The organism is Nostoc sp. (assembly GCF_036916985.1).
GTDB lineage: Bacteria > Cyanobacteriota > Cyanobacteriia > Cyanobacteriales > Nostocaceae > Nostoc.
On the sequence record NZ_JBALFD010000089.1, the window covers coordinates 1 to 22,053 of the forward strand.

General features: G+C 41.7%; 17 protein-coding genes and 1 pseudogene. 10 read left to right on the top strand and 8 right to left on the bottom strand.

Annotated elements, in window-relative coordinates:
* The 7 genes and pseudogenes from V7L07_RS28945 to V7L07_RS28975 all read left to right on the top strand — a co-directional run.
* Positions 1 to 123, top strand: a pseudogene (locus V7L07_RS28945) (photosystem II D2 protein (photosystem q(a) protein)); the annotation flags it as partial.
* 964 nt (positions 124 to 1,087) lie between these two features.
* Complete coding sequence (locus V7L07_RS28950; protein ID WP_335062615.1) at positions 1,088 to 1,369, top strand: 4a-hydroxytetrahydrobiopterin dehydratase; 282 nt, start codon at positions 1,088 to 1,090, stop codon at positions 1,367 to 1,369.
* A 685-nt stretch (positions 1,370 to 2,054) separates the two neighbouring features.
* A complete protein-coding gene (locus V7L07_RS28955; protein WP_335062617.1) occupies positions 2,055 to 3,773 on the top strand; it encodes an iron uptake porin in 1,719 nt (572 codons plus the stop codon).
* Between the two features lie 599 nt (positions 3,774 to 4,372).
* Positions 4,373 to 4,810 (top strand): RrF2 family transcriptional regulator, encoded by a 438-nt coding sequence (locus tag V7L07_RS28960; protein ID WP_335062619.1) that lies wholly within the window; start codon positions 4,373 to 4,375, stop codon positions 4,808 to 4,810.
* A 195-nt stretch (positions 4,811 to 5,005) separates the two neighbouring features.
* Positions 5,006 to 5,968: a cysteine synthase A gene (gene cysK, locus V7L07_RS28965; RefSeq protein ID WP_335062620.1), complete on the top strand. Its 963-nt coding sequence runs from the start codon at positions 5,006 to 5,008 to the stop codon at positions 5,966 to 5,968.
* Positions 5,969 to 5,983: 15 nt separating this feature from the next.
* Positions 5,984 to 6,685, top strand: a complete 702-nt coding sequence (locus V7L07_RS28970; RefSeq protein WP_335062621.1) for a J domain-containing protein — start codon at positions 5,984 to 5,986, stop codon at positions 6,683 to 6,685.
* A gap of 142 nt (positions 6,686 to 6,827) precedes the next feature.
* Positions 6,828 to 7,700, top strand: coding sequence for a 6-carboxytetrahydropterin synthase (locus tag V7L07_RS28975; RefSeq protein ID WP_335062623.1), 873 nt, complete (start codon positions 6,828 to 6,830; stop codon positions 7,698 to 7,700).
* 56 nt (positions 7,701 to 7,756) lie between these two features.
* Here V7L07_RS28975 and V7L07_RS28980 read toward each other — a convergent pair whose 3' ends face one another.
* From V7L07_RS28980 to V7L07_RS28995, 4 genes are all read right to left on the bottom strand, one after another.
* Complete coding sequence (locus V7L07_RS28980; protein WP_335062625.1) at positions 7,757 to 8,314, bottom strand: Uma2 family endonuclease; 558 nt, start codon at positions 8,312 to 8,314, stop codon at positions 7,757 to 7,759.
* A 31-nt stretch (positions 8,315 to 8,345) separates the two neighbouring features.
* Positions 8,346 to 9,311, bottom strand: a complete 966-nt coding sequence (locus V7L07_RS28985; RefSeq protein WP_335062626.1) for a PrsW family intramembrane metalloprotease — start codon at positions 9,309 to 9,311, stop codon at positions 8,346 to 8,348.
* The gene (locus V7L07_RS28990) at positions 9,304 to 10,227 is read right to left on the bottom strand and encodes a class I SAM-dependent methyltransferase (protein WP_335062628.1); all 924 of its coding nucleotides are present in this window, start codon (positions 10,225 to 10,227) and stop codon (positions 9,304 to 9,306) included. The genes V7L07_RS28985 and V7L07_RS28990 overlap by 8 nt, the downstream gene beginning before the upstream one ends.
* A 328-nt stretch (positions 10,228 to 10,555) precedes the next feature.
* Positions 10,556 to 12,235 (bottom strand): DUF3352 domain-containing protein, encoded by a 1,680-nt coding sequence (locus tag V7L07_RS28995; RefSeq protein ID WP_335062630.1) that lies wholly within the window; start codon positions 12,233 to 12,235, stop codon positions 10,556 to 10,558.
* A 550-nt stretch (positions 12,236 to 12,785) separates the two neighbouring features.
* Between V7L07_RS28995 and V7L07_RS29000 the strand changes: the two genes are divergently transcribed.
* The 3 genes from V7L07_RS29000 to V7L07_RS29010 all read left to right on the top strand — a co-directional run bounded on the left by V7L07_RS29000 (position 12,786) and on the right by V7L07_RS29010 (position 18,055).
* Positions 12,786 to 15,404 (top strand): M1 family metallopeptidase, encoded by a 2,619-nt coding sequence (locus tag V7L07_RS29000; RefSeq protein ID WP_335062631.1) that lies wholly within the window; start codon positions 12,786 to 12,788, stop codon positions 15,402 to 15,404.
* Between the two features lie 522 nt (positions 15,405 to 15,926).
* The gene (locus tag V7L07_RS29005; RefSeq protein ID WP_335062632.1) at positions 15,927 to 17,651 is read left to right on the top strand and encodes an ABC1 kinase family protein; all 1,725 of its coding nucleotides are present in this window, start codon (positions 15,927 to 15,929) and stop codon (positions 17,649 to 17,651) included.
* A 29-nt stretch (positions 17,652 to 17,680) separates the two neighbouring features.
* Positions 17,681 to 18,055 carry a hypothetical protein gene (locus tag V7L07_RS29010; RefSeq protein WP_335062633.1) on the top strand — a complete coding sequence of 125 codons (375 nt, stop codon included), beginning with the start codon at positions 17,681 to 17,683 and terminating at the stop codon, positions 18,053 to 18,055.
* A gap of 76 nt (positions 18,056 to 18,131) precedes the next feature.
* Here the strand turns inward: V7L07_RS29010 and V7L07_RS29015 are convergent, their stop codons facing one another.
* From V7L07_RS29015 to V7L07_RS29030, 4 genes are read right to left on the bottom strand one after another with little or no spacing between them, the layout of a single operon-like run.
* The gene (locus tag V7L07_RS29015) at positions 18,132 to 19,166 is read right to left on the bottom strand and encodes an Npun_R2821/Npun_R2822 family protein (RefSeq protein WP_335062634.1); all 1,035 of its coding nucleotides are present in this window, start codon (positions 19,164 to 19,166) and stop codon (positions 18,132 to 18,134) included.
* A 17-nt stretch (positions 19,167 to 19,183) separates the two neighbouring features.
* Positions 19,184 to 20,074, bottom strand: a complete 891-nt coding sequence (locus V7L07_RS29020) for an Npun_R2821/Npun_R2822 family protein (protein ID WP_179066804.1) — start codon at positions 20,072 to 20,074, stop codon at positions 19,184 to 19,186.
* Positions 20,075 to 20,077: 3 nt separating this feature from the next.
* A complete protein-coding gene (locus tag V7L07_RS29025; RefSeq protein ID WP_335062636.1) occupies positions 20,078 to 21,058 on the bottom strand; it encodes an Npun_R2821/Npun_R2822 family protein in 981 nt (326 codons plus the stop codon).
* 3 nt (positions 21,059 to 21,061) lie between these two features.
* Entirely contained in the window at positions 21,062 to 22,021 is a 960-nt protein-coding gene (locus V7L07_RS29030) for a glycosyltransferase family 10 domain-containing protein (RefSeq protein WP_335062638.1), read from the bottom strand.
* Positions 22,022 to 22,053: the final 32 nt, after the last annotated feature.

Below are 22,053 nucleotides of genomic sequence, written 5' to 3' on the forward strand. Positions count from 1 at the left end.
ACCTTCTATACCAAAAACATTTTGCTGAACGAGGGTATCCGCGCTTGGATGGCTCCTCAAGATCAACCCCACGAACAATTTGTATTCCCTGAGGAAGTTCTACCTCGCGGTAACGCTCTCTAAGAATTAAAATCCGGCTATGTCCTGAATTAGGATTGTAGTGGATGAAAATTGACACCACCAAGATTAAATAATCTCTTTGTAATCAACCAAGAAAGTGTCAATATTCCCCATTCTCCAGTTATCTCTCACCAAAAGGTGGGAGATTTTTTCTGTATATAGTTAATATCTCTAAATTTATGTGTTATCTTAGGTGAAGGTTATAAACCCAGAGTAAATACTCTGCCCTTTGAAAACTAAGACCGCTTAGGCAATAAGGAGGTGATGCCCATGATAGAAAGTAGTAAATGCATGGGTCATCAGGTTGCAGTTAGCCGGCTGTGTGCCGGGGCTGTTCTCTAAAAGTTAGCCTTAGTTATCTTTGAGATACTAAGTTAGCTCAAGTAGCTAGGCAAGCTCGGAGTTCCTTCCGGCAGTCTGGTTGCAACCTGAAGACCCGCTAGACCGCTCTGATTTAGACCATCCGATCTAAATCAGGGCGGATAGTTTTTTTATGGGTGACTTTTACTGGTTGCTTTTGAAAACTTAGATGGAGATGGCTGTGGTAGTCATTAAGCTTTATCGTTGGCACAGCCTCTCTTAGAGTGCAGGTAAAGCCAACACATTTAAGTTTTTTTAAAGACGAATATCTTACATCAAACTTTGGGGACTGATCGGATTTGAGTAATAGCGTCTATCTACCAAGTCTGATTTAAATATGCACACACATATTACTGTCCTAATCTATCCTCCTATACTTTTTGTGTGGAGAATAAAAGAAGTTTGCCTTTCTCAACAAAAATTGTTGGGATTCCCATCCCAACAAGAGGGGTGTCCGGGATAGCCGCCCGCCGATTTAGTCATTAGTTATTAGTCATTAGCACCAATGACTAATGACTAATAACTAATGACTTCGATTTCCCCCCAGCTTCAAGCCGGGGGATGAGTTAAATGCGAAATGTAACAAATTAATTAGGAATTTTTTGATATGGCACAACTACTCACCGAAGCGGAAATTCAAAAACAGGCAAAGGTTTTGACAGATTGGACTGTTGAAGACTCCAAATTGCAGATTACCCGCACATTCAAAGATTTTATTGAAGCAATTGAGTTTGTCAATAAACTAGTAGAGCCAGCTGAGTCAGCCGGACATCATCCAGACATAGAGATTTCCTACAACAAAGTGAAGATTATACTCACAACACATGATGCAGGTGGGTTGACGCAACCAGACTTTGATGTAGCGCGGGCGATTTCCCAAATCAACTAATTCAGGGTGCTGAGTGCTGTTAGCGGATAGCTAGGGTTGAGCCAGTGCGATTATTAGGGAACTCTAAAAAATAAATTATCCGATAATATTGTGGGGTGGGCATCTTGCCCGCCCAGTCCATAGTGTGGGTGAGACACCCACCCCCACAAGAATTAATTGGATATTTTTTTATTTGTCAGTCCCTTAGTTTTTTTACTCTAAGCCGAGTTACCTAAGCCGAGGCACTATTTCGGTGAGAAGGCTTTGCCTATGGTTGTATAGCCAAGGCACTGTCTTCTAACTGAGGTGAGCTTTATGCTAAGGCTAAGTAGAAGTAGTGATTTTTTATGAGAAGCTGCTCAGTGTCTAAAGCTTTCAGCAATTTAGCCAAGTAGGAGCGAATGCCTTAAACGCTACTCCCAGCTTAGATATTTAGATCGGTAGGTGTGACAGTTATTAAGGCGATCGCTCTAATCTTGCCATCTAGATCAGATGTTTTATAATGTTATGATATAAAGATATGTTTTTGCATAAGTTAATCACATAAGTTTTTAACCCCAAGTTAATCGTTTATTAGCTTTGCAAAAACTAAAATTGTAGTAGTGGCAACTATGCCTCATCCACAGGTTTCAATGAGATGTTGCATTTTTGAGAATTAGGTGCAACGAAACCAATTATCAAACAAGGTGTGAGGAGTAAAGTAAAGATGTCTAATCTCTTGTGGAAATCCTTAGTGGTTAGCCCAGCAGTTTTGGGAGCAACATTGTTAGTTTCGACAACAGCAATGGCGGCTCCAAGCACAACCACCCAAGTATCACCAGCTAAACAACTAGGTGTATCTGAAGTTGCTCAACAGCCAGAAATGTTGGCTCAAACAACGATAGATCAAGTTAATCGCTACAGTAACGAAGGCAACCAAAATAACTCTCAGTCTCAAGTAACATCAGTTTCGCAATTTTCTGACGTACAACCTACCGACTGGGCATTCCAAGCATTACAGTCGTTGGTTGAGCGCTATGGTTGTATCGCAGGTTATCCGAATGCTACTTATCGCGGTAATCGTGCTTTAACCCGTTATGAATTTGCCGCTGGTTTAAATGCCTGTTTGGATCGGGTTAACGAATTAATTGCTACAGCTACAGCTGACTTGGTGACTAAGCAAGACTTAGCTACCTTGCAACGGTTGCAAGAAGAATTTTCCGCAGAATTGGCAACTCTACGCGGTCGCGTAGATTCCCTAGAAGCGCGGACTGCTGAATTGGAAGCTAATCAGTTCTCCACTACCACAAAACTAGTCGGTGAAGCCATTTTTGGTGTTACTGATGTGTTTGGCGGGAGGACAGGTGATAACAATAATACCGTCTTCCAAGATCGGGTACGTTTGGACTTGCAAACCAGTTTCACTGGTAGAGACGTTTTGCACACACGTCTCGCAGCCGGTAATGCAGCGGCCTTTACACAATTTGACAACGCTAATAATCCTATCGGTACTGCTGAAGGCACACAAACATTTCAAGTTGGTGCCGGCAGTGGTAACAACGCTGTCCGTATAGATCGCTTGACTTATGAAGTTCCCATTGGTCCAGCCAACGTTTACATTGCAGCTAGTGGTGGACAGCATAGCCATTATGCTGCTGTCAACAATCCTTACTTTTTCGACAACACTGACGGCGGTAACGGTGCTTTATCTACCTTTGCTTCTGAAAGTCCCATCTATCGGATTGGTGGCGGTGCAGGCATAGCGCTGAATGTACCCCTTGGTAAAGGTGGCGGCATTCTGGGAAATAGCTCAATCACTGCGGGTTACTTGGCATCGAATGCTAATGATCCTGGTCTTAATTCAGGTCTGACGAACGGGAGTTATGCTGCTTTAGGACAGTTGAACTTTAGTGTTGGCGATCGCGTGGCTTTAGCTGCTACTTACGTCCACGGGTATAATGCTGGTGGTGGTTCGTTGTTCAACTCAACTGCGGTAAACGGAAACGGAATTGGACCAGCAGTAGGTACTAATCAAGCTAACGCTTTACTGAATGCAGGCTCCAGCAATTCCTACGGTGTCGAGGCTGCCTTTAGACCCAGTGACAAGCTATCAGTTAGTGGCTTCGTCTCTTACCACGAGGTCACTGGCTTCGGTGCAAATGATGATTATAACGCTTGGAGCTATGGTCTTGGAGTAGCCTTACCTGATTTCGGTAAAAAAGGTAACGTTCTAGGTATCTTCGCTGGTGCAGAACCCTATTCCTTTAACCGACCAGGTTTTGGTGGTAATAATGATATACCCTACCACTTTGAAGGCTTCTACAAGTATCGTGTGTCGGATAATATCTCCATTACCCCTGGTGTAATCTGGTTGACTTCTCCTGGTCAAAACAGCGCTAACGACGATGCAATTATCGGTACACTCAGAACAACTTTCACCTTCTAGAGTGTTGACTATCGACTAACAATTTTTAAATCTATTTGTCCCCGCCTCATGGCGGGGCTTTTTATTTTCAGTGCAGCAATGGATAATCCCCAGTAGTTAACCGGAGTATACTAGAAAAAGTTAGGAGTTATGGCGGGTTTTATATGAATAGACCAGAGTAGGGTGGTCATTGTAATGCCCACTCTACAAGTGACTTACGCCGTGAGCAACTTTTTCTGAGTCGGCTTTTCTAATAGAAGTTGGCAGTATAAAGTTACATTTTGTGTAAGAGTGTTCCACGAAATAAATGATCCAGAATTTGTCATTGCGAGCAAAGTGTACCTCTACGGGGATCTTGCTACGCACAGCGTCTCCCAGAGTTGCAATCCCAACCCTTGCGATTGCTTTATTCCACTGCGCTCCATTCGCAATGACAATTGGGCATTTTTTTACTTGGAGTACTCTAATATCCTAACTCTGGCAATTTTAGATTTTGGGTCGCACCTTTGGTGCGCTTACAGCGCAACTTGGATTTTAGATTGAAGGAAAAATCTAAAATCCAAATTAAATGATTCCTAACTCTTAACTCCTAATTCCTAACCCCTAACTTATTGCTGCTTGTGGAACTATCTTGTAAATCGGAATACGCAATTCTCGCCCTATTAGAAATGGCCGCTCATTACGAAAGCGGCGAACCGCTGCAAATTCGACAAATTGCAGCACAACAAAATATACCCGATCGCTATCTAGAACAGCTACTAGCAACCTTAAGGCGTGGCGGTATAGTCAAGAGTCAGCGCGGATCAAAAGGTGGCTATCTGTTAACGCGAGAACCACGGAAAATCATCGTTTTTGAGATTTTAGAATGTTTAGAAGGTTTGGAGGCGGGTACTGGTCAAGAAAATATTAATCCCAAAACGCTAGACAGTTCGGTTATAGAAGAAATTTGGCAAGAAGCAAGTCACGCGGCAAATTCAGTGTTGCAAAAATATACACTCCAGGATCTTTGTGAAAAACGAGATTCGCGGCGGCAGTTGGATATCATGTACTACATTTAGTAATTGGTCATTTGTTAATGACTAATAACAAAGTAAGTGGGTAGGAATAAATCAAACTATGTTACGTGATGTAAATATAATTAAATTAGCTCGTAGGAAGCGACTTTTCCCCTGAGAATGGGCTGTAGTCGCTGATTACAAACCTTTCATTATTAATACCCACTTACTTAATAACTAATAACTAAGGACTAAATTATGAGAATAGCTCGTAACATTACAGAACTGGTTGGTCGTACACCTCTAGTGCAGTTGAACCGCATTCCCCAAACAGAAGGATGTGTTGCGGAAATTGTGGTGAAGTTGGAAAGTATGAACCCCTCGGCATCAGTCAAAGACCGGATTGGGGTGAGTATGATTAACGCCGCAGAGGAAGACGGACTAATTACTCCTGGGAAGACAATATTGGTAGAACCCACCTCTGGAAACACAGGAATTGCCCTAGCAATGGCAGCAGCAGCTAAGGGTTATCGATTAATTTTGACAATGCCAGAGACAATGAGTGCGGAACGACGAGCAATGTTGCGGGCTTATGGAGCAGAACTAGAACTAACGCCAGGAATGGAAGGCATGAGTGGAGCAATTCAGAGGGCGGAGCAAATGGTTAATACTACGCCAAATACTTATATGTTGCAGCAGTTCCGCAATCCAGCCAATGCAAAAGTGCATCGGGAAACAACCGCAGAGGAAATCTGGGAAGATACTGATGGACAGGTAGATATAATCGTGGCGGGAGTGGGCACAGGTGGTACGATCAGTGGTGTTGCAGAAGTGATTAAAGCACGCAAGCCTAGTTCTAAAGCGATCGCAGTTGAACCAGCCAATAGCCCAGTTTTATCTGGGGGACGACCTGGCCCCCACAAAATTCAGGGGATTGGCGCTGGGTTTATTCCTCAAGTGTTAAAGATAAAATTGATTGATGAAGTGATTACTGTCACCGATGAAGAAGCGATCGCCTACAGTCGGCGTTTGGCAAAAGAAGAAGGGTTACTATCTGGTATTTCCAGTGGAGCCGCCTTATGTGCAGCAATTCGTCTTGGTCAACGTCAAGAAAACAAAGGGCGTTTAATTGTGATGATTCAGCCCAGTTTTGGTGAGAGGTATTTAAGTACACCGTTGTTCCAAGACCTGGATGCAAGGTTAGCCGCTAGCGTTAGTTAACGCTACATTGAATTAATGGTCAATTCTAAGCACGTTTCTAACCATTACGAAACTCTCAAAGTTAGTCCAAGTGCAAGCCTTGCGGAGATTAAGCAAGCTTATCGCCGCTTGGTTAAGTTATTTCATCCCGACAGTAATCAGGATACAGCCGATCACGAGCAAATTATCCGCATCAATGCAGCTTATGAGGTCTTAGGCGATAACCAAAATCGCCGCAATTATGACCAAGAACTGCAAGATGACCCTCAAAAATTAAATAGCGATCGCCAACAACGTACAGCATCAGCGCAAAATCATTACCAGACAAGACGAAAAACTGGACGGGATGTTGATGAGCAAGTTGAAGTATGGCTGCGCCAAGTTTACCAACCAGTTAATCGCTTACTTTGTAACATTCTTTATTCGTTAGAAGAACAAATGGATCAATTAGCCGCTGATCCCTTTGATGATGAGTTGTTAGATGAATTTCAGGAATACTTACAAGCCTGTCGAGATGATCTCAAGCAGGCACAAATTACTTTTCGCTCCTTGCCGAATCCGCCTAGTTTAGCAAGAACGGCGGCTCATCTTTACTACAGCCTCAATCAAGTAGCAGATGGACTCGATGAATTAGGTTACTTTCCTTTAAATTACGATGAGCGTTATTTACACACAGGTCAAGAACTATTCCGTATAGCTACGGGATTACACTGTGAAGCACAAGCTTCTGTTACATAGTTATGGGGCATTTGGTATGGATCAATTTCGCCGGATTACTAATGACCAATGACTAATGACCAATGACTAATGACTAAGAAATTAGTTTATGCTGGAAACAGAAAAAGGTTAAGAAATTTTAAATTCTGCTCATAGTGTACTCATGCCATGTATTGTTAATCGCCGCGCCCAGTTTTCAGCAAGTCATCGCTATTGGTTGCCAGAACTGAGTGAAGCTGAGAATATTGAGAAATTTGGTGCTGGCTCTAGATTTCCGGGACACGGACATAACTATGTCTTGTTCATCTCCCTAGCCGGGGAATTGGATGAATATGGTATGGTGCTGAACTTGTCTGATGTGAAACACGTAATTAAACAGGAAGTTACCAATCAATTGGACTTCTCCTATCTCAACGATGCGTGGGCAGAATTTCAACAAACTCTGCCCACCACTGAGAATATTGCACGGATTATCTGGCAACGACTAGCACCACACTTGCCTCTAGTCCGTGTGCAGTTATTTGAACATCCTGAACTTTGGGCAGATTATATGGGAAACGCAATGGAAGCTTACCTCACCATCAGTACTCACTTTAGCGCCGCCCATCGGCTAGCTCATCCTAATCTCAGTAACGAAGAAAACACGCTTGTTTATGGTAAGTGCGCTCGTCCTCATGGTCACGGACACAACTACCATTTAGAAATCACTGTCAAAGGGAAAATTGACCCGCGTACTGGCATGATTATTGATTTAGGTGCCCTGAATCAAGCGGTGGAAGATTATGTGGTAGAGCCATTCGATCACACCTTTTTAAACAAAGACATTCCTTACTTTGCCGAAGTTGTGCCCACTGCTGAAAATATCGCACTTTACATTAGTAATTTACTGCGATCGCCGATTGAAGAATTGGGAGCTAAACTTTACAAAGTAAAACTGATTGAAAGTCCCAATAACTCCTGCGAAATCTACTGCACGGAGTCAGAATCAGAGTCAGTCAGCCCAGCCGTGAATCAGCCACTACTAGCACGAGTTTAGCTAATTGAAAATCAGGCATAGGACATAGGGAATTTATCCCCATGCCCAATGCCCAGTTAAAAAAGTTTACTAACTAAGCAGTTAAAACCAGGCAGCAAAGGACTTGTCAATTCATCTTGACTAAATAAAGTAGCTGCTAACTTTAATGCAGCCTGTTCACGTCGATAAACCTCAACTTTCTTCTGTATAGAATCGCAAATCCAATATTCTTGAACCCCTTGTACCGAGTACAGCTTTAGTTTTGTTTCCCTGTCACGTTTCTCGTTTTTCTCGCCGGGTGACAGAACTTCTACAACTAACTCTGGTGCGCCCGTCAGGTGTCCAGCTTCATCTAGCAAGTTTTTTAAGCGTTCATGACTTGCCCACACCACATCAGGGATCACATTGTCCGAATCTGAGAAAATAATTCCAGGTGCGATCGCAGCTTTACCTAAACCAGTTTCATCTGACCAATTGTTAAGAACTGTAACAATATTGCCACAACTTGATTGATGATCCCAGCTAGGTGATTTAGTCACAAATAGTTCTCCATCAATAATCTCATAGCGATTTCTGCGATCGCTAGCAAATAGCTCTAGGTCAGCAGTCGTCCAACGCACTGGAGTTGTTTGCATAGAAACCCCCTAGCCTTTTTTTAATCATATTTTAAAAATACCGACGACGGGCGGAATGTCGCAAATAGCGATAAATGCCCCACGCTAAAACTCCAAAAAAGAGATTTAGTAAAGAGCGACTAACTATAAACCACAAAATATCACTGTCAAAAAGCTTTGACGGACTCAAAGGGCTAACAGTCCTGGCTAAGAGAAACAGACCAAAAATAGCATTTCCACCAAGCACCAGGGCAAACAGTACTAAACTTCTCTGCCAGTAACGGCGCTGAGGTATATGGTCTGAAATTAGGTTAATTACAGGTTTACCTTGCACTTTTCGCAGTAATTGTTCTAGTCGCCAAAACATCCACAACAGAAACGGAAATAAACCATAACTTAGGAAACGTAGGGGTAGTGAGTAACGCCAAGAACTAGATAAGACATTAACTAGGGCATGGCAGATTACAGAATTTAGCCAAGCCCTAAAAATAAACTTCTTGTCTCGATTTAAACGAGTATTAGAGGAAATATAAATTCCTAAAGCATATCCCCAAGGAGCAGAGAACATAGCGTGGACTGGCGTGCCAATAGTCCGGTCAAGAATTGATGCGGTATCGTGGAAAAGGTAAATCCAGTTCTCTTCGGCAGTGAATCCAAGGGCAACGGCTATGGTGAAGAGGAAAACCGTAGAGTGAAGTAATCGATATTTGCGTCGCAGATAGTAGGTTGGGATAAAAACCGCAGCTAACTTGCAGCCTTCTTCAATTGTGCCTACTTCCACAAGCTGCCGCAAGGCTATATCAGGAAGCCAACGTTGTTGCCAGTCTACAAAATAGTTCGCTACAACAGTTTCAAAAACCCATTCGAGGCTGAGGGCTAAGATTCCAGATATTGCCCCGATGATAAAGAACATCAGTAACTTTAACAGAGGTGGGGCAAATGGCACCCGACAGTAGTAGTAGCCTAGCAGCAGCAAGGGTGGTATTACTGCCCACAACACTAGAGATAAATCAACCACTCACCTGAGCAATCACTGTACGGTGACGGTGGGTGTTGTTGGTGATAGTAGGAGTTTGGAAACCCGCCTCAACAATAGCCTGCTCAATGTCCAAAGCAAAATATTCATCTAAATACGGTTCAGTACTTTTGAGCAAAGTCAAAATGTAGGCTGGCATTTTCTTGTAAACTTCAGATTTGGGATTCATATCCATGATTGCCAAGTAGCCACTTGGACGCAACACACGCCGCATTTCAGCTAAAATCTGTCGGGTTGGCGCTTGGGGTAATTCGTGGCACATCAGGAAAATGGAAACTAAATCAAAAGAGGCATCAGGTAGCCCGGTAGATTCCGCTTGGGCATGAAGCCAGTTAATTTTAGCTTGACGTTGCCCAGCGCGGTAATTGGCAACGGCTAAGAAGTAAGGAGACAAATCCAAGCCTGTAATTTTGGCATGGGGATAAACTGCTTGTAGGGCAAAACTACTCAAGCCAACACTACACCCGACATCTAAGATATCTTGCGGCTCGTTGGAAATTTGACTTTTCAGGATATTGTGGTAACTCTGGCGTAACATAGGATCGCCTTGGGCTTCTTCAGCGTCCTGCCAAATCTTCGCGTGGACAGCGTAAGCAGCAGGTTCTACCTCAAAAGCGGCTTGCCAACTGAGATTTCCAGTTTCGTAGGCATGAAATGAGGTGACGTAGTAATCGGGGTAGGAAAGCTGAGGATTTTTTACTTGAGCGAGATCGTCCTTCCAATCAAGCGCCTGTAGTGTTTTGACTTCTTGCGTCCAAGGTACACCAATTCTTTCGGCACGTTTAATCATCATTTGTCTAGCTTGATGCTTGGCTAGGTTAGCTAAAGGCTGGATTGCCAGTATGCCATTTACCAAGCGGGAAGCTAAACCAGGATTAGTGTTTACAGCAGCAGTCATAAATCAGTTTGCATTTAAGAGCCTTTTCTACTTATGACATAGTTGCTGGAGGCTAGTCTAGATGCAAATTGAAAAACATTATGGGGAATGGGGAATGGGGGAGCAAGAATTTTAGATTTGAGATTTTGGATTTTAGATTGAAATTTAATCCCTTCTCCCAAGGAGAGACGCTGCGCGAACGGGTGACGCTCGTACCTCGCTAACGCTGCGCTAACAGCAGTCGCTCATGGGGGAAACCCCCTTGGCGTTAGCCTCTCCCTTTGGGAGAAGACCGCGCTGCTTCACCAAAATCTCAAATCTAAAATCCAAAATTGAATTGACCAATGCCCTATTTTGCCGTGGACTTGAGAGCTAACAACATCTCTAATTGACTGGTAGACTTATCAGGGCTATTGGCGGTAAAACCAAGGCCACGAATAGAACTCAGAATAGTGACGGTATCGGCGTTAGATGATACAAAACTATTGATCAGGGGCACAGTTTTAGTTTTATCCATATCCAGGTAGAAATAGCCGCCGTTGGGCTTTTGCAAAGAACCAGTAACGGCCTTGAAGGTGTCGCTAGTATCAAGAGATGGATTTTTACGATCGCTAATTGCGTCAGCAATTGGGCCACCAAGAGCTACAAATACAGTATCTTGGTCTAGCCAACCATGTGCCAATAAAGCTCCTTGTCGGGGGATTTGCCATTCAGTTACGTCTTTACCACCGATATTTCTATTGGCGACGTTGATTTGTTGGGTTTTGGCAAGGGTATCCAATTTTGTCAAGGTGGCTTCGGCAGTTTTGCGATCACTAGTATCAAATACTAAAGCACCACCAAAACCAACACTCGCTAACACCCCTTGATTTGATGGAATCGCACCAAGGGCAAATTCCCCATTCATCCAGCCAAAAACATCCTTATCCAGGTCAATATTGACGAGTTTCAGTTGTCCTCGCGCTTGTTCCAGAGCTTGCTTCATTTCTGGATAATCTTTTGACTGTTCTACTAGCGTTTCCCAGCTACGGCTAATGCCATTACCGCTAATCAAAGCAAAGGTATCTGTCGGAAATTGCCCGACTATATTCCCAGGACTTGATTGATACTGAAATTTATTTAGTTGCGGATCTAAATTAGCGATCGCTTTTACCCGCACTCCCGCATCATCAACACCAATACCCGCTACTACAGATTTGATCTGCTTTAGTTGCGTCAAGGTTTGTGGGGGTAATTGCTTTGCCTGCGGATTTGCAGCTACTAATTGCTGTACCATTCCGGCATAGTCTGGTACATAAATTTGGGCGAGGCTGTTTTTAACATCCACTCCTTTCAGAATGCTGCTAGCACCTTCTTTACTCGCGAAAGAAGACTGTCCTTTAAAGGTATCAATTGCTTTTTCTACAGCTTGCTTTTCGGGGGCTAATACCAGCTGACTATTATTTAAAACTACGCTATATGTCGGCTTGCCATTTTGGGTAGTTTCGACAATTTTTTGACCTTGATAGTCAGATTCTTGTAATTTCACCCCTTTTTCTGACTTCAATTTGTTAGCAAAATTCAACGCGCTGAGTTTGTCTTTGATTCCCATTACTATCAGGATATTTGCTTCCTGCTGTAAATTTGCTGGTACATTAGGTGCGCCAGAGGGCACATTTAACTGTGCCGGTTTTACAGGATTTGGTGGCAGTACAGCAATCATCACACCACCAGCCCAAGGCTTGATGTCTTTTTCATAAGAAACGTTACTGTCACTGAACATTTGCTTATTGAAATCTTCCAGACCTTTCGCCACTAATTTTTGTGCTTCTGGAGTGCCAAACTGCTGTAATTTTGCCCAAGCTTCAGGGTCAGTAGTAATATAAGTTGCCATCAATGCTGTTGAAGGTACTACCTTAGCACTACCTAGAGCGTCTGAACTACCTCCAGATGGGCCGCCTTTAAAATACGTATAAGCTACTATACTTCCTACTACAACTACAACAGCACCAACAGCAGGAATGAGAAATTTTGATTTACTTTCAGGCATTTTGTTATCCTCTTTTGCTCAGATTGTCACCGAGATTTATACAAGTGTCATTGTAGAGTTTTCGGATTTATTAATATTTTCCGCTCATTGATCGGTATTTACTGATAAAATTAGTAGTCCTATAAGTTAGCAGTCTAAGAATTACTCTCAAAAATAATTCCAAGAGATGATGAGCAAATCCGCAAATGATATGCTGTTCCTCTCAAACAAAATAGCCTGATTAGTAGCAGCAAGCTATCCTAAGTTATAAGAATAATTAGGAGTATTTGTACTTAATGAGAATTTATCGAGGTGCAAGAGACTCTTGACTCAATGACAAAAAAGTGCAGAACATCAGGAAAAATAAATGCGGTAGGGATATGGAAAAATTCCCAGGATCGCTAGCCGATCTTCGGAAGTTCGGGTGAGATTCATTTCAATCCCCCAATCCCCAAGGTGAATTCTCACCTCCATAATGCCCTATTGATTTGGGAAATATAGATACCGCTATTTAGCTTAACAACATCCAACCAAGCCAGACTTTTCAGGATTACAAGGTCAGTAAGGATCAATGTCGAAGTCTTATTTTGATACAGATAATAACGGACACAAACCTTTTGAGTTACCGGGAGCAAGACCACACTACAACCCCGATCGCCCCGGACAGGTAGAGCATATTTTTCTCGATCTCAGTTTGGATATTCCTAAGCAAAGCTATCAGGGCAGTTGTAGCATTCGCCTCTTACCAATCCGTAATGGCATTGATCGTTTAACTTTGGATGCTGTCAACCTGAATATCGAGTCTGTGCAGGTGGACGAAGTGCCACAAAATTTTGACTATGACGGGGAACAGCTTTCAATTCAACTTTCTGAGGCGACCCAGGTTGGTAAACGCTTGCTAATTGCGATCGCTTACTCCGTGGTGAAACCGCAACGCGGTATTTACTTTATCCAACCAGACAAGCACTACCCAAACAAGCCTACTCAAGTTTGGACTCAGGGAGAAGACGAAGACTCTCGCTTTTGGTTCCCCTGTTTTGACTATCCAGGACAACTATCTACTTCGGAAATTCGCGTCCGTGTTCCCAACCCTCTCGTGGCAATTTCCAACGGCGAATTAATTGACACCACAGAAGATGGTGATTACAAAATCTATCATTGGTCACAACAACAAGTTCATCCTACCTACTTGATGACTTTAGCAGTAGGTGATTTTGCTGAAATTCGGGATGAGTGGAAGGGTAAACCAGTCACCTACTATGTAGAAAAGGGACGGGAAGAAGATGCTAAACGCAGCATGGAAAAAACTCCCCGAATGATCGAATTTTTGAGTCAAAAGTATGGTTATCCATACCCTTTCCCGAAATACGCCCAAGTTTGCGTCGATGACTTCATCTTTGGTGGGATGGAAAACACCTCCACAACCCTGTTAACAGATAGATGTTTGCTGGATGAACGCGCCGCCTTAGATAACCGTAACACCGAAGCTTTAGTTGTCCACGAACTCGCGCACCAATGGTTTGGTGATTTGGTGGTGATTAAGCATTGGTCTCATGCTTGGATTAAAGAAGGGATGGCTTCTTATTCTGAGGTAATGTGGACAGAACAGGAATATAGTCTCCCAGAAGCAGCTTACTATCGTTTATTGGAAGCTCGTCGTTACTTAAGTGAAGATAGCAGCCGTTATCGCAGGCCAATGGTAACGCACGTTTACCGAGAAGCTATTGAACTTTACGATCGCCACATTTATGAAAAAGGGTCTTGTGTTTATCACATGATTCGGGCCCAATTGGGAGATGAATTATTTTGGCAGGCAATTCAAACATTTGTCCAAGATAATGCCCACAAAACCGTAGAGACAATAGACTTACTCAGAGCGATTGAAAAAGCTACCGGACGTAATCTTTCGTTCCTCTTTGACCAATACGTTTATCGTGGTGGTCATCCCGATTTTAAAGTAGCTTACTCTTGGGATGGGGATGCCAATTTGGCAAAAATAACAATAACTCAAACCCAAGCTGCTGACGGTAAAAATGGCAGTAAGGATTTGTTTGATTTAAAAATACCTATTGGTTTTGGCTATACCCAAGAAGAAGTGAAAAGTGAGGAGTTAGGAGTTAGGAATAAAGGAAAACTCAGCACTTTCAGAGTGCGCGTGAATGAACGCGAACAAAGCTTCTATTTTCCCCTAGAAAATAAGCCCCAATTTATCAGCTTTGATGTTGGAAATAATTACCTAAAAACAGTAGCTTTGGAATATCCAATCGCGGAGTTAAAAGCGCAGTTAGAATTTGATCCTGACCCGATTTCACGTATTTATGCAGCAACAGCTTTGGCGAAAAAAGGCGGCTTGGAAGCAATCATTGTATTGTCTAAGTCGCTCAAAAATGACCCATTGTGGGGTGTGCGTGTGGAAGTGGCGAAGCAACTAGCCAAAATCAATTTAGATCAAGCTTTTGATGCCTTAGTCGCTGGGTTAAAAGATAAAAATGCTTACGTGCGGCGATCTGTAGTGGAAGCACTTAATCAAATAAAAACTGCTGAAAGCTATAAACTTTTGAGAGGAATCTTGCAAAAGGGCGATCCTAGCTATTACGTGGAAGCTGCTGCTTCTCGTGTAATTGGGGCGATCGCATCAGCAAACTTGGAAGACAAACCCAAGGAAGACAAGGTACTAAAGCTGCTGAAATCAGTTTTAGAAGAAAAAGCAGGTTGGAATGAAGTTGTACGGAGTGGGGCTGTTGCTGGTTTAGCTGAATTCAAAACCTCAGAAGCAGCTTTAAATCTACTCATCGAATACACCAAACTCGGTGTACCACAACCCCTACGTTTAGCGACAATTCGCGCTTTGGGAAAGATTTCTGTAGGTCAAAGTCCGGCTAATTTGGAACGTATTTTAGAAAAATTAACAGAACTAGCCAAAGAAACCTTCTTTTTAACCCAAATAGCCGTAGCCGCATCATTAGGACAAATGGAAACACCCAAAGCGGTGGGTATTTTGCGATCGCTAGCTGAACAAACCGCTGATGGGCGTGTACGTCGTTCTGCTGAAGAAGAAATTTCCAAGGTGCAAAAGAACATTGGTTCAGAAAAAACCCTGCGTCAATTGCGTGAAGATTTCGACCAACTCAAACAACAAAACCAGGAATTAAGAAGCCGTTTAGAAAACTTGGAGGCCAAATCTAAATAGCACTACATGATAATTAAAAGTAGCTAATTGGTAATTGGTAATTGGGGCGAAACCACTACCAATTACTAAATTTTTACTTAACGTTGTAATTTTTCTTGTGGACACACTGAATATTGTATTTTCCACTTAAATCGCAGGGTATAAATAAACATAATACCAAGATCCCCGACTTCTGTGAGAAGTCGGGGATCTTAATGTTGTAAGTGGTTACTGAGTTCTCATCTCTTCCTTCTATTTGCATACATAAACAAATATCTATATTTATATAAAGGATAGTTAAGAAAAGATAAAATCGTCTAGAGGCTGGATAATTAGTTGTAGTTTTATAAAGTATAATTAAGAAAAAGATAAACAAATCTAGGCAGTATATAGATAGTAAAATTGCCTCGAACACTATCCCAAAAGGTAGAGTTCTAGTTGTTTTAGATAAAAAACTACCGCTATCCTGAACTTGCAACTAACTTGTGAGTCAAGAGAAAAACAATCATTGTACATTTTTCAGTTGAAAAGGCAAAAAAAGGCGTGGGTCAGTATCAACCTACTCAGCTAAAACTCTATAATCCAGATGCGATCGCTCGCTACTATAGTTACCGCCCCTGGTTAGCTTGGGGGCGACTGCTGAGAATTATCTCCTCTTTTGCAGGATTTATATTCAATCTGAAGTGGGACGAATGGCAAGATCGAGTTGAGCAGAACAAGGGTAAACGAGCTATCCAGTTGCGAGAACTGCTCACCAACCTCGGCCCGACTTTTATTAAAGTTGGTCAAGCCCTCTCGACCAGACCAGACCTCATACGCAAAGACTTCTTAGAAGAACTGATCAAGTTACAAGATCAGTTACCGCCTTTCGATAATGCGATCGCTTACCAGATAATTGAAACTGAGCTAGACCGCCCTATTCACGAAAGCTTTAGCGAACTCTCACCTAATCCAGTAGCGGCTGCTAGCTTGGGTCAAGTATACCGAGGTCGTCTAGTTAGCGGTGAAGAAGTCGCCGTCAAGGTGCAACGCCCCAACTTACACCCGGTAATCACACGCGACCTATATCTGATGCGTTGGGCGGCAAGTTGGCTAGCTCCTTGGTTGCCTTTAAATCTCGGCCATGACCTGACTTTAATTGTGGACGAGTTTGGCATCAAGTTATTTGAAGAAATTGACTATATTAATGAAGGCCGCAACGCCGAGAAATTTGCCAGCAACTTCCGCAACGACCCGCAAGTAAAAGTTCCAGGCATTTACTGGCGTTATACCAATACCCACGTTTTAACCCTGGAATGGATTGATGGCTTTAAGCTGACGGATACTCAACACATCCGCGAAATAGGTTTAGACCCAGAAGCAATTATCCAAATTGGCGTTACCTCAGGATTGCAACAGCTTTTAGAATATGGCTTCTTTCATGCTGACCCTCATCCTGGCAACTTGTTTGCCGTGCCTGATGGTCGTATGGCTTACATTGACTTCGGTATGATGGATCAGTTGGAAGAAGGCACCAAAGAAACACTGGTGGATGCGTTAGTGCATTTGGTGAATAAAGACTACACCGACTTAGCCGAAGACTTTGTAAAATTAGGGTTTCTGACTCCAGACACGAATATTTGTCCGATAGTGCCAGCATTAGAAGCAGTGCTAGGAAACGCTATTGGTAAAAATGTCAAGGATTTTAACTTCAAAACTATTACCGATGAATTTTCGGAACTGATGTATGAATATCCTTTCCGAGTCCCGGCGAAGTTTGCTTTGATTATTCGTTCCCTGGTAACTCAAGAAGGTATTGCCCTAAGCCTCAACCCAGATTTCAAAATTGTGGAAGTGGGTTATCCCTACATAGCGCGGCGGTTGCTGACAGGGGAATCACCAGAATTACGGCGGCGGTTATTGAATGTGTTGTTCAAAGATGGTAAATTTCAGTGGCAGCGGTTAGAGAATTTAATTGCGATCGCTCGTACCGATAACAACTTTGATGTATTGCCCACAGCTCAGATGGGATTCCAATACTTAATGTCGGAAGAAGGCAAGTTTCTGAGGCGACAGTTAGTGCTTGCTCTCACCGAAGATGACCGCCTGCACACCGAAGACGTCCAACGTCTGTGGAACCTGGTTAAAGATGACTTAAAACCAGATCGTTTATTAAATGTAGCGATCGGTATTTTAACAGAGTTATCTAGAGAAGGCGCAGCGGCTATCCTCCCAAAAGCTACATTACTTGGATCTTTTGCTGAAAACCAGTCAACAAATAAAAACTAAAAAATCTTTAATATAAATCAGGAGTTTTCATGTACTATTTCCCTGAGCAACCGCCTTATTTTCTTTTACTGGTTGGTTTTCTGACAGCATTAACATCTGGTTTAGCATTATCTGGCACTTTAAAAGTCATTGTGCAGAAATGGCCAAACCAGCGTATAGAAAATACTAAACCGCGTTCCTCACTGAAACAATTATTTGTACCATTTGTTGGCATAACTGGCGGTACTTGCCTATTTCTCTCTTCAGGCTTGGAGATATTTGGCTTTCCCTCCTCTTTAGCTTTAGGAGTCGGTCTACCAATTAGTCTCTTTACTTGTTTATTAGTTTGGTTGCAGTTGGGAAGTATGATGACTTTTATAGAACGTGAAGGGATGCAATCTTTAGATTTAGATTCTTTTTCTTAGATGAGTTGTCGCGCATCTGCACGCACAACTATAAAATTTTGTAGACCTACATTTGTCAGCAGCCTAACAAGCTTACTTATTTAGTAATTCTATCCTTTAAATTACGATAGTTAAGCTTAATATTATTGATTTTCTGATTGAAAAAACTTGTAGTAGTCTTTTTCAGACGTATTAGCGGACTCTGAGACCTAAAGCTTTTTGGTCTTTGTTCTGGCGATTTTAAATACCTATAATACAAAAACACATCTCGATATGGAATATTAGCATCTTCACCAGCGCAAAGTTGAGTAAAGTTTGAGGTACTGATACTCATATAGTGTATATAAGTCAGCCGCCGTCCTTGGTCGTAGAGGATATTATCTACTGCATCAAATTGAGAACTCCAGTGATTACCAGTTGCCTGTTCGCAGTCATAAAAAGCAAAATTATAATAAGAAATTCCACTTCTCAATACCATGTAGTTAAATAGAGATTGGTCAGGTGCTAAAAAAGCCATGACATCAGCTTCACCCGCCGTTAACTTTTCAATTAATTCGGCTCTGACAGTTGCAGAAAAAACATTTTTCTTAGTAGCAAACCAACCAGCACAAAATACTTTAGATTGCAAATTATCTGATTTAAAAACTTGCTGCATAAGCTCTGGTGAACCATCAAAAATAAATTTCAAATCAGACTTATACTGAAAATCATTGACTACCCAATCATAATTATCTAATTTTTCATATACATAATCTACGGGCCCCATTAACAAAGTATCTGCATCAAAATAAATAAATCTATCAAAGGGGCCATCCACAGCACAAAATTTCCGGTGCATTGGTAACTCATAGAGTTCTGGAAAACCCCACTCTCGCCAAGTTTTTTGCGCTCTAGGATAATTTTTCCATATCTGAGTAGCAAAGTTATCCCAATAAGCGATGGAATCAGCATCTTCAAACAAAGTGATATTATCTCTAGATGCAATCTCTGCTTTTACCTTGTCTAAGCGATTATTATATGGAAGTATACAAATAGGAATTTTCCTACCGGCATTGGCTTCTATACTGTTGAGCAACGCAATCAATTGGTCGTAGACAACATCATTGGCTAGGATGTAAATGCCATCAATCATTGGGATACTCCTAAATATTAAGTGCGGGCAACAACAAAGGGAAATAAACGGCGAGTCAGTTTGGGGATGAAAGCGAATTTACCCTCATGGAGATAGCGATAGTGTTCCCATAATTGCCAATAAGGACTTCCAGTTTTCATCCGTGTACCAGCCCAGTGGAGATATTTTAGTCTCTGTCCTCGGTCATAAAGAGCATATTCTCGCTGTTGGAAATTTTGCGAACCAGCCCAACTACCAGGGCCTCCCCCAGGAATTTTGACGAGATTTCCACGTTTGGCAATTAGTTTGAGAACAAGATAATTTAAAATTGGTTGGTCTGTAACTCCTTCAGAAAAATCGAAATATTCGCGATGTGTTGCACACTCGCGCAAAGTTTCATCCATCTGTTGTTCAGTAATAATTCCTTTTCTCGAAGCCCAAAAACCACTGTTGAAAACATCTTGAAGTTGGGCATCGGAAAAAATTTGCTGCTCTTTCACAAATGGGGAAAAGATATTTCGCAGCTTGTCATTAGCATGATGGTAATCACAACAGAAGAAATCGACTTCTGAAAGTTTGTCTAAATTGTCGGCGATTTTTTCAAAAACGACAATATCCGTATCAATATAAATAAATTCATCTAAAGGCCCAAACCACGCCACTAATTTACGCATTTTGTTGGGTAAGGCAAGGAAATCGCGATCAAAAATTTCTCCGATGCGTTTGGTAAATGTATCAATAAGTTCTAAATCTGGAAAAATTTGGACGTTGTGTAAGGTAGCAAGTTGTTCTGCTACTTTGTGATAATTGTCATTAAAAGGTATGAGATAAACGGTAACTTCTTGGTCATAGTAACGAATGCTATTAAGTAAAGCAATAGCATTATCAATAACTCGATCATTGGCAACTATATAAATGCCCCTACTCATAAATTATCCTTGGTTAATTAACTTAAGTTTTCGCAAAGCTCTTGTAAGTAAATTTGTTACTGGAGCGTCATTGTAACTTCTAGGAGGATTTATAAATACTGGACGCTTCTCTGGCTCATGCAGGTAACGATAATAGAGAAATAAATCTCGATAGGGAAAATCAATATTTTCTCCAGCGCAGACTGCTTGATTAATATTAGGAGGAATACCAATGTAATGAAGGTAGGTTAGTCGATTACCTTTGTCATAAAGAAGGTGTTCTCGTTCTTCAAAGTGCTTAGATGTGGCAGAACATCCCGTCTTTTCATTATCTGGTAGTTGGCGGGCAAAGTTATAAATAGCAAGATTAGACCTCATTACCATGTAGTTGAGTAGTGGTTGTTCACCAGCACCGCCATACAAAATTTCTGCCTCTCCATTTTTTAAATAGAATATTAGTAAATCTCTTTGTTCTGAGTTAAATATTCCGCGTTTTGCACCATAAAAACCTGAGCAAAATATTTCGGAATCGATGCGATTTTGCTCAAAAATTTCTAGTAATTTTGGAGAATTAACATTATATATTTTGCTAACGTCTTTAAATTGGAAATCGTAAACAACAAAATCATAAGTATCTAGCTTTTCAAACACTGTTGCTAGTGAGTCCATCACCAAAGTGTCTGCATCTAAATAAATAAACTTATCGAATGGCCCATCAAAGGCACAAAAACGACGGTGAGCGCCATACAACCGTGATTTACTCCGATTCAATCGTTCTGGTGCTGCTGAGAGCATAAATTGATCCCAACGGTTGATTGATTCTTGATTATCGTAAAGAAATACATTAGGGCGTTTAGCTATTTCATCAGCAATTCGCTGTGTCCGATCGTCGAAAGGATAGATACAAACGGGAGTTTCCGTCCCCAAAATAACATCAATACTGTTGAGCAAAGCTACCAGCTGATCGAAAACATAATCATTGCCAAGGGTACAAATACCATTCATAATTTATGAGTGTTGATCGACAAAGTTTGATAACCAGTTAAGCAGGTTTAGTTTATGTAAGATAATTTGACGTGCTTCTGCGATCGCATCTTTGGCAGCATACCAAGCATCAGGTGTAGCTGTCACTTCTTTGATGTAAGCAATGCCTTTTTCATCTAAACTGGGCAATCTTAAAAAACTACCCGATGGCAATAATTTATCAGCTGCCGGACCGCCATAATAAATTGGCAAACACCAAGCAAGCAAACTATCCCAAAGTTTCTCACTTACATACCAATTATTATCAGCATAGTTTTCAATTGCCAAATTGTAATAATATGGTGCCATGCCATACCATTTGTTACCTAGCTCTCCCGATTTATTCGCCCATCCTGGTAAGTTACGCCCATACAAATCAAACTTAATACCACTAGATTGTAGTGACTGCAAAAAGTCTAAACGCTCACGATGTTTAGCAGTGCGGCTAATTCCTGAAGTAATCCAACTACATGGAGCAACCTTTTGGGGCGGTGGCATTTCATTCAAATCTTGAAATGAATTTGAGTGATACCAAATAGCAGGCATATAGTCGGGGGTGGGAGCAAAATCATCAGGCCCAGAAATGTAGCCGCAATACTTCTGGGATTGTTGGTAATTATAATTAGTTATTTCTACAATTTCATCTAAAGGCGGTTCTCGTAGTAAATAAATAATCCGCTCTTTACTCACACCACGCAGTAGAGAATTAATATTAACTACTGGTTTTTGCTGGCGTTTGCGAAAACTATCTAACCAAGATTTTTGTGGCGATGCTTGGGGAAAATCAAATTGATACATTAGCAGAAAATCTGGTTTTTCTGCTAGTGCTTGCATTTGTATATTGCCCCAAGTTCCAAATTGATGCGGGGTTTGTTGCCATAGCCAATCGGCTCTAGTTTCTAAACCTCGATAGCTGCTAATCATTCCAACAGTTGTAATAGTCATTTTAGTTATTAGTCATTAGCTATTTTACTTAA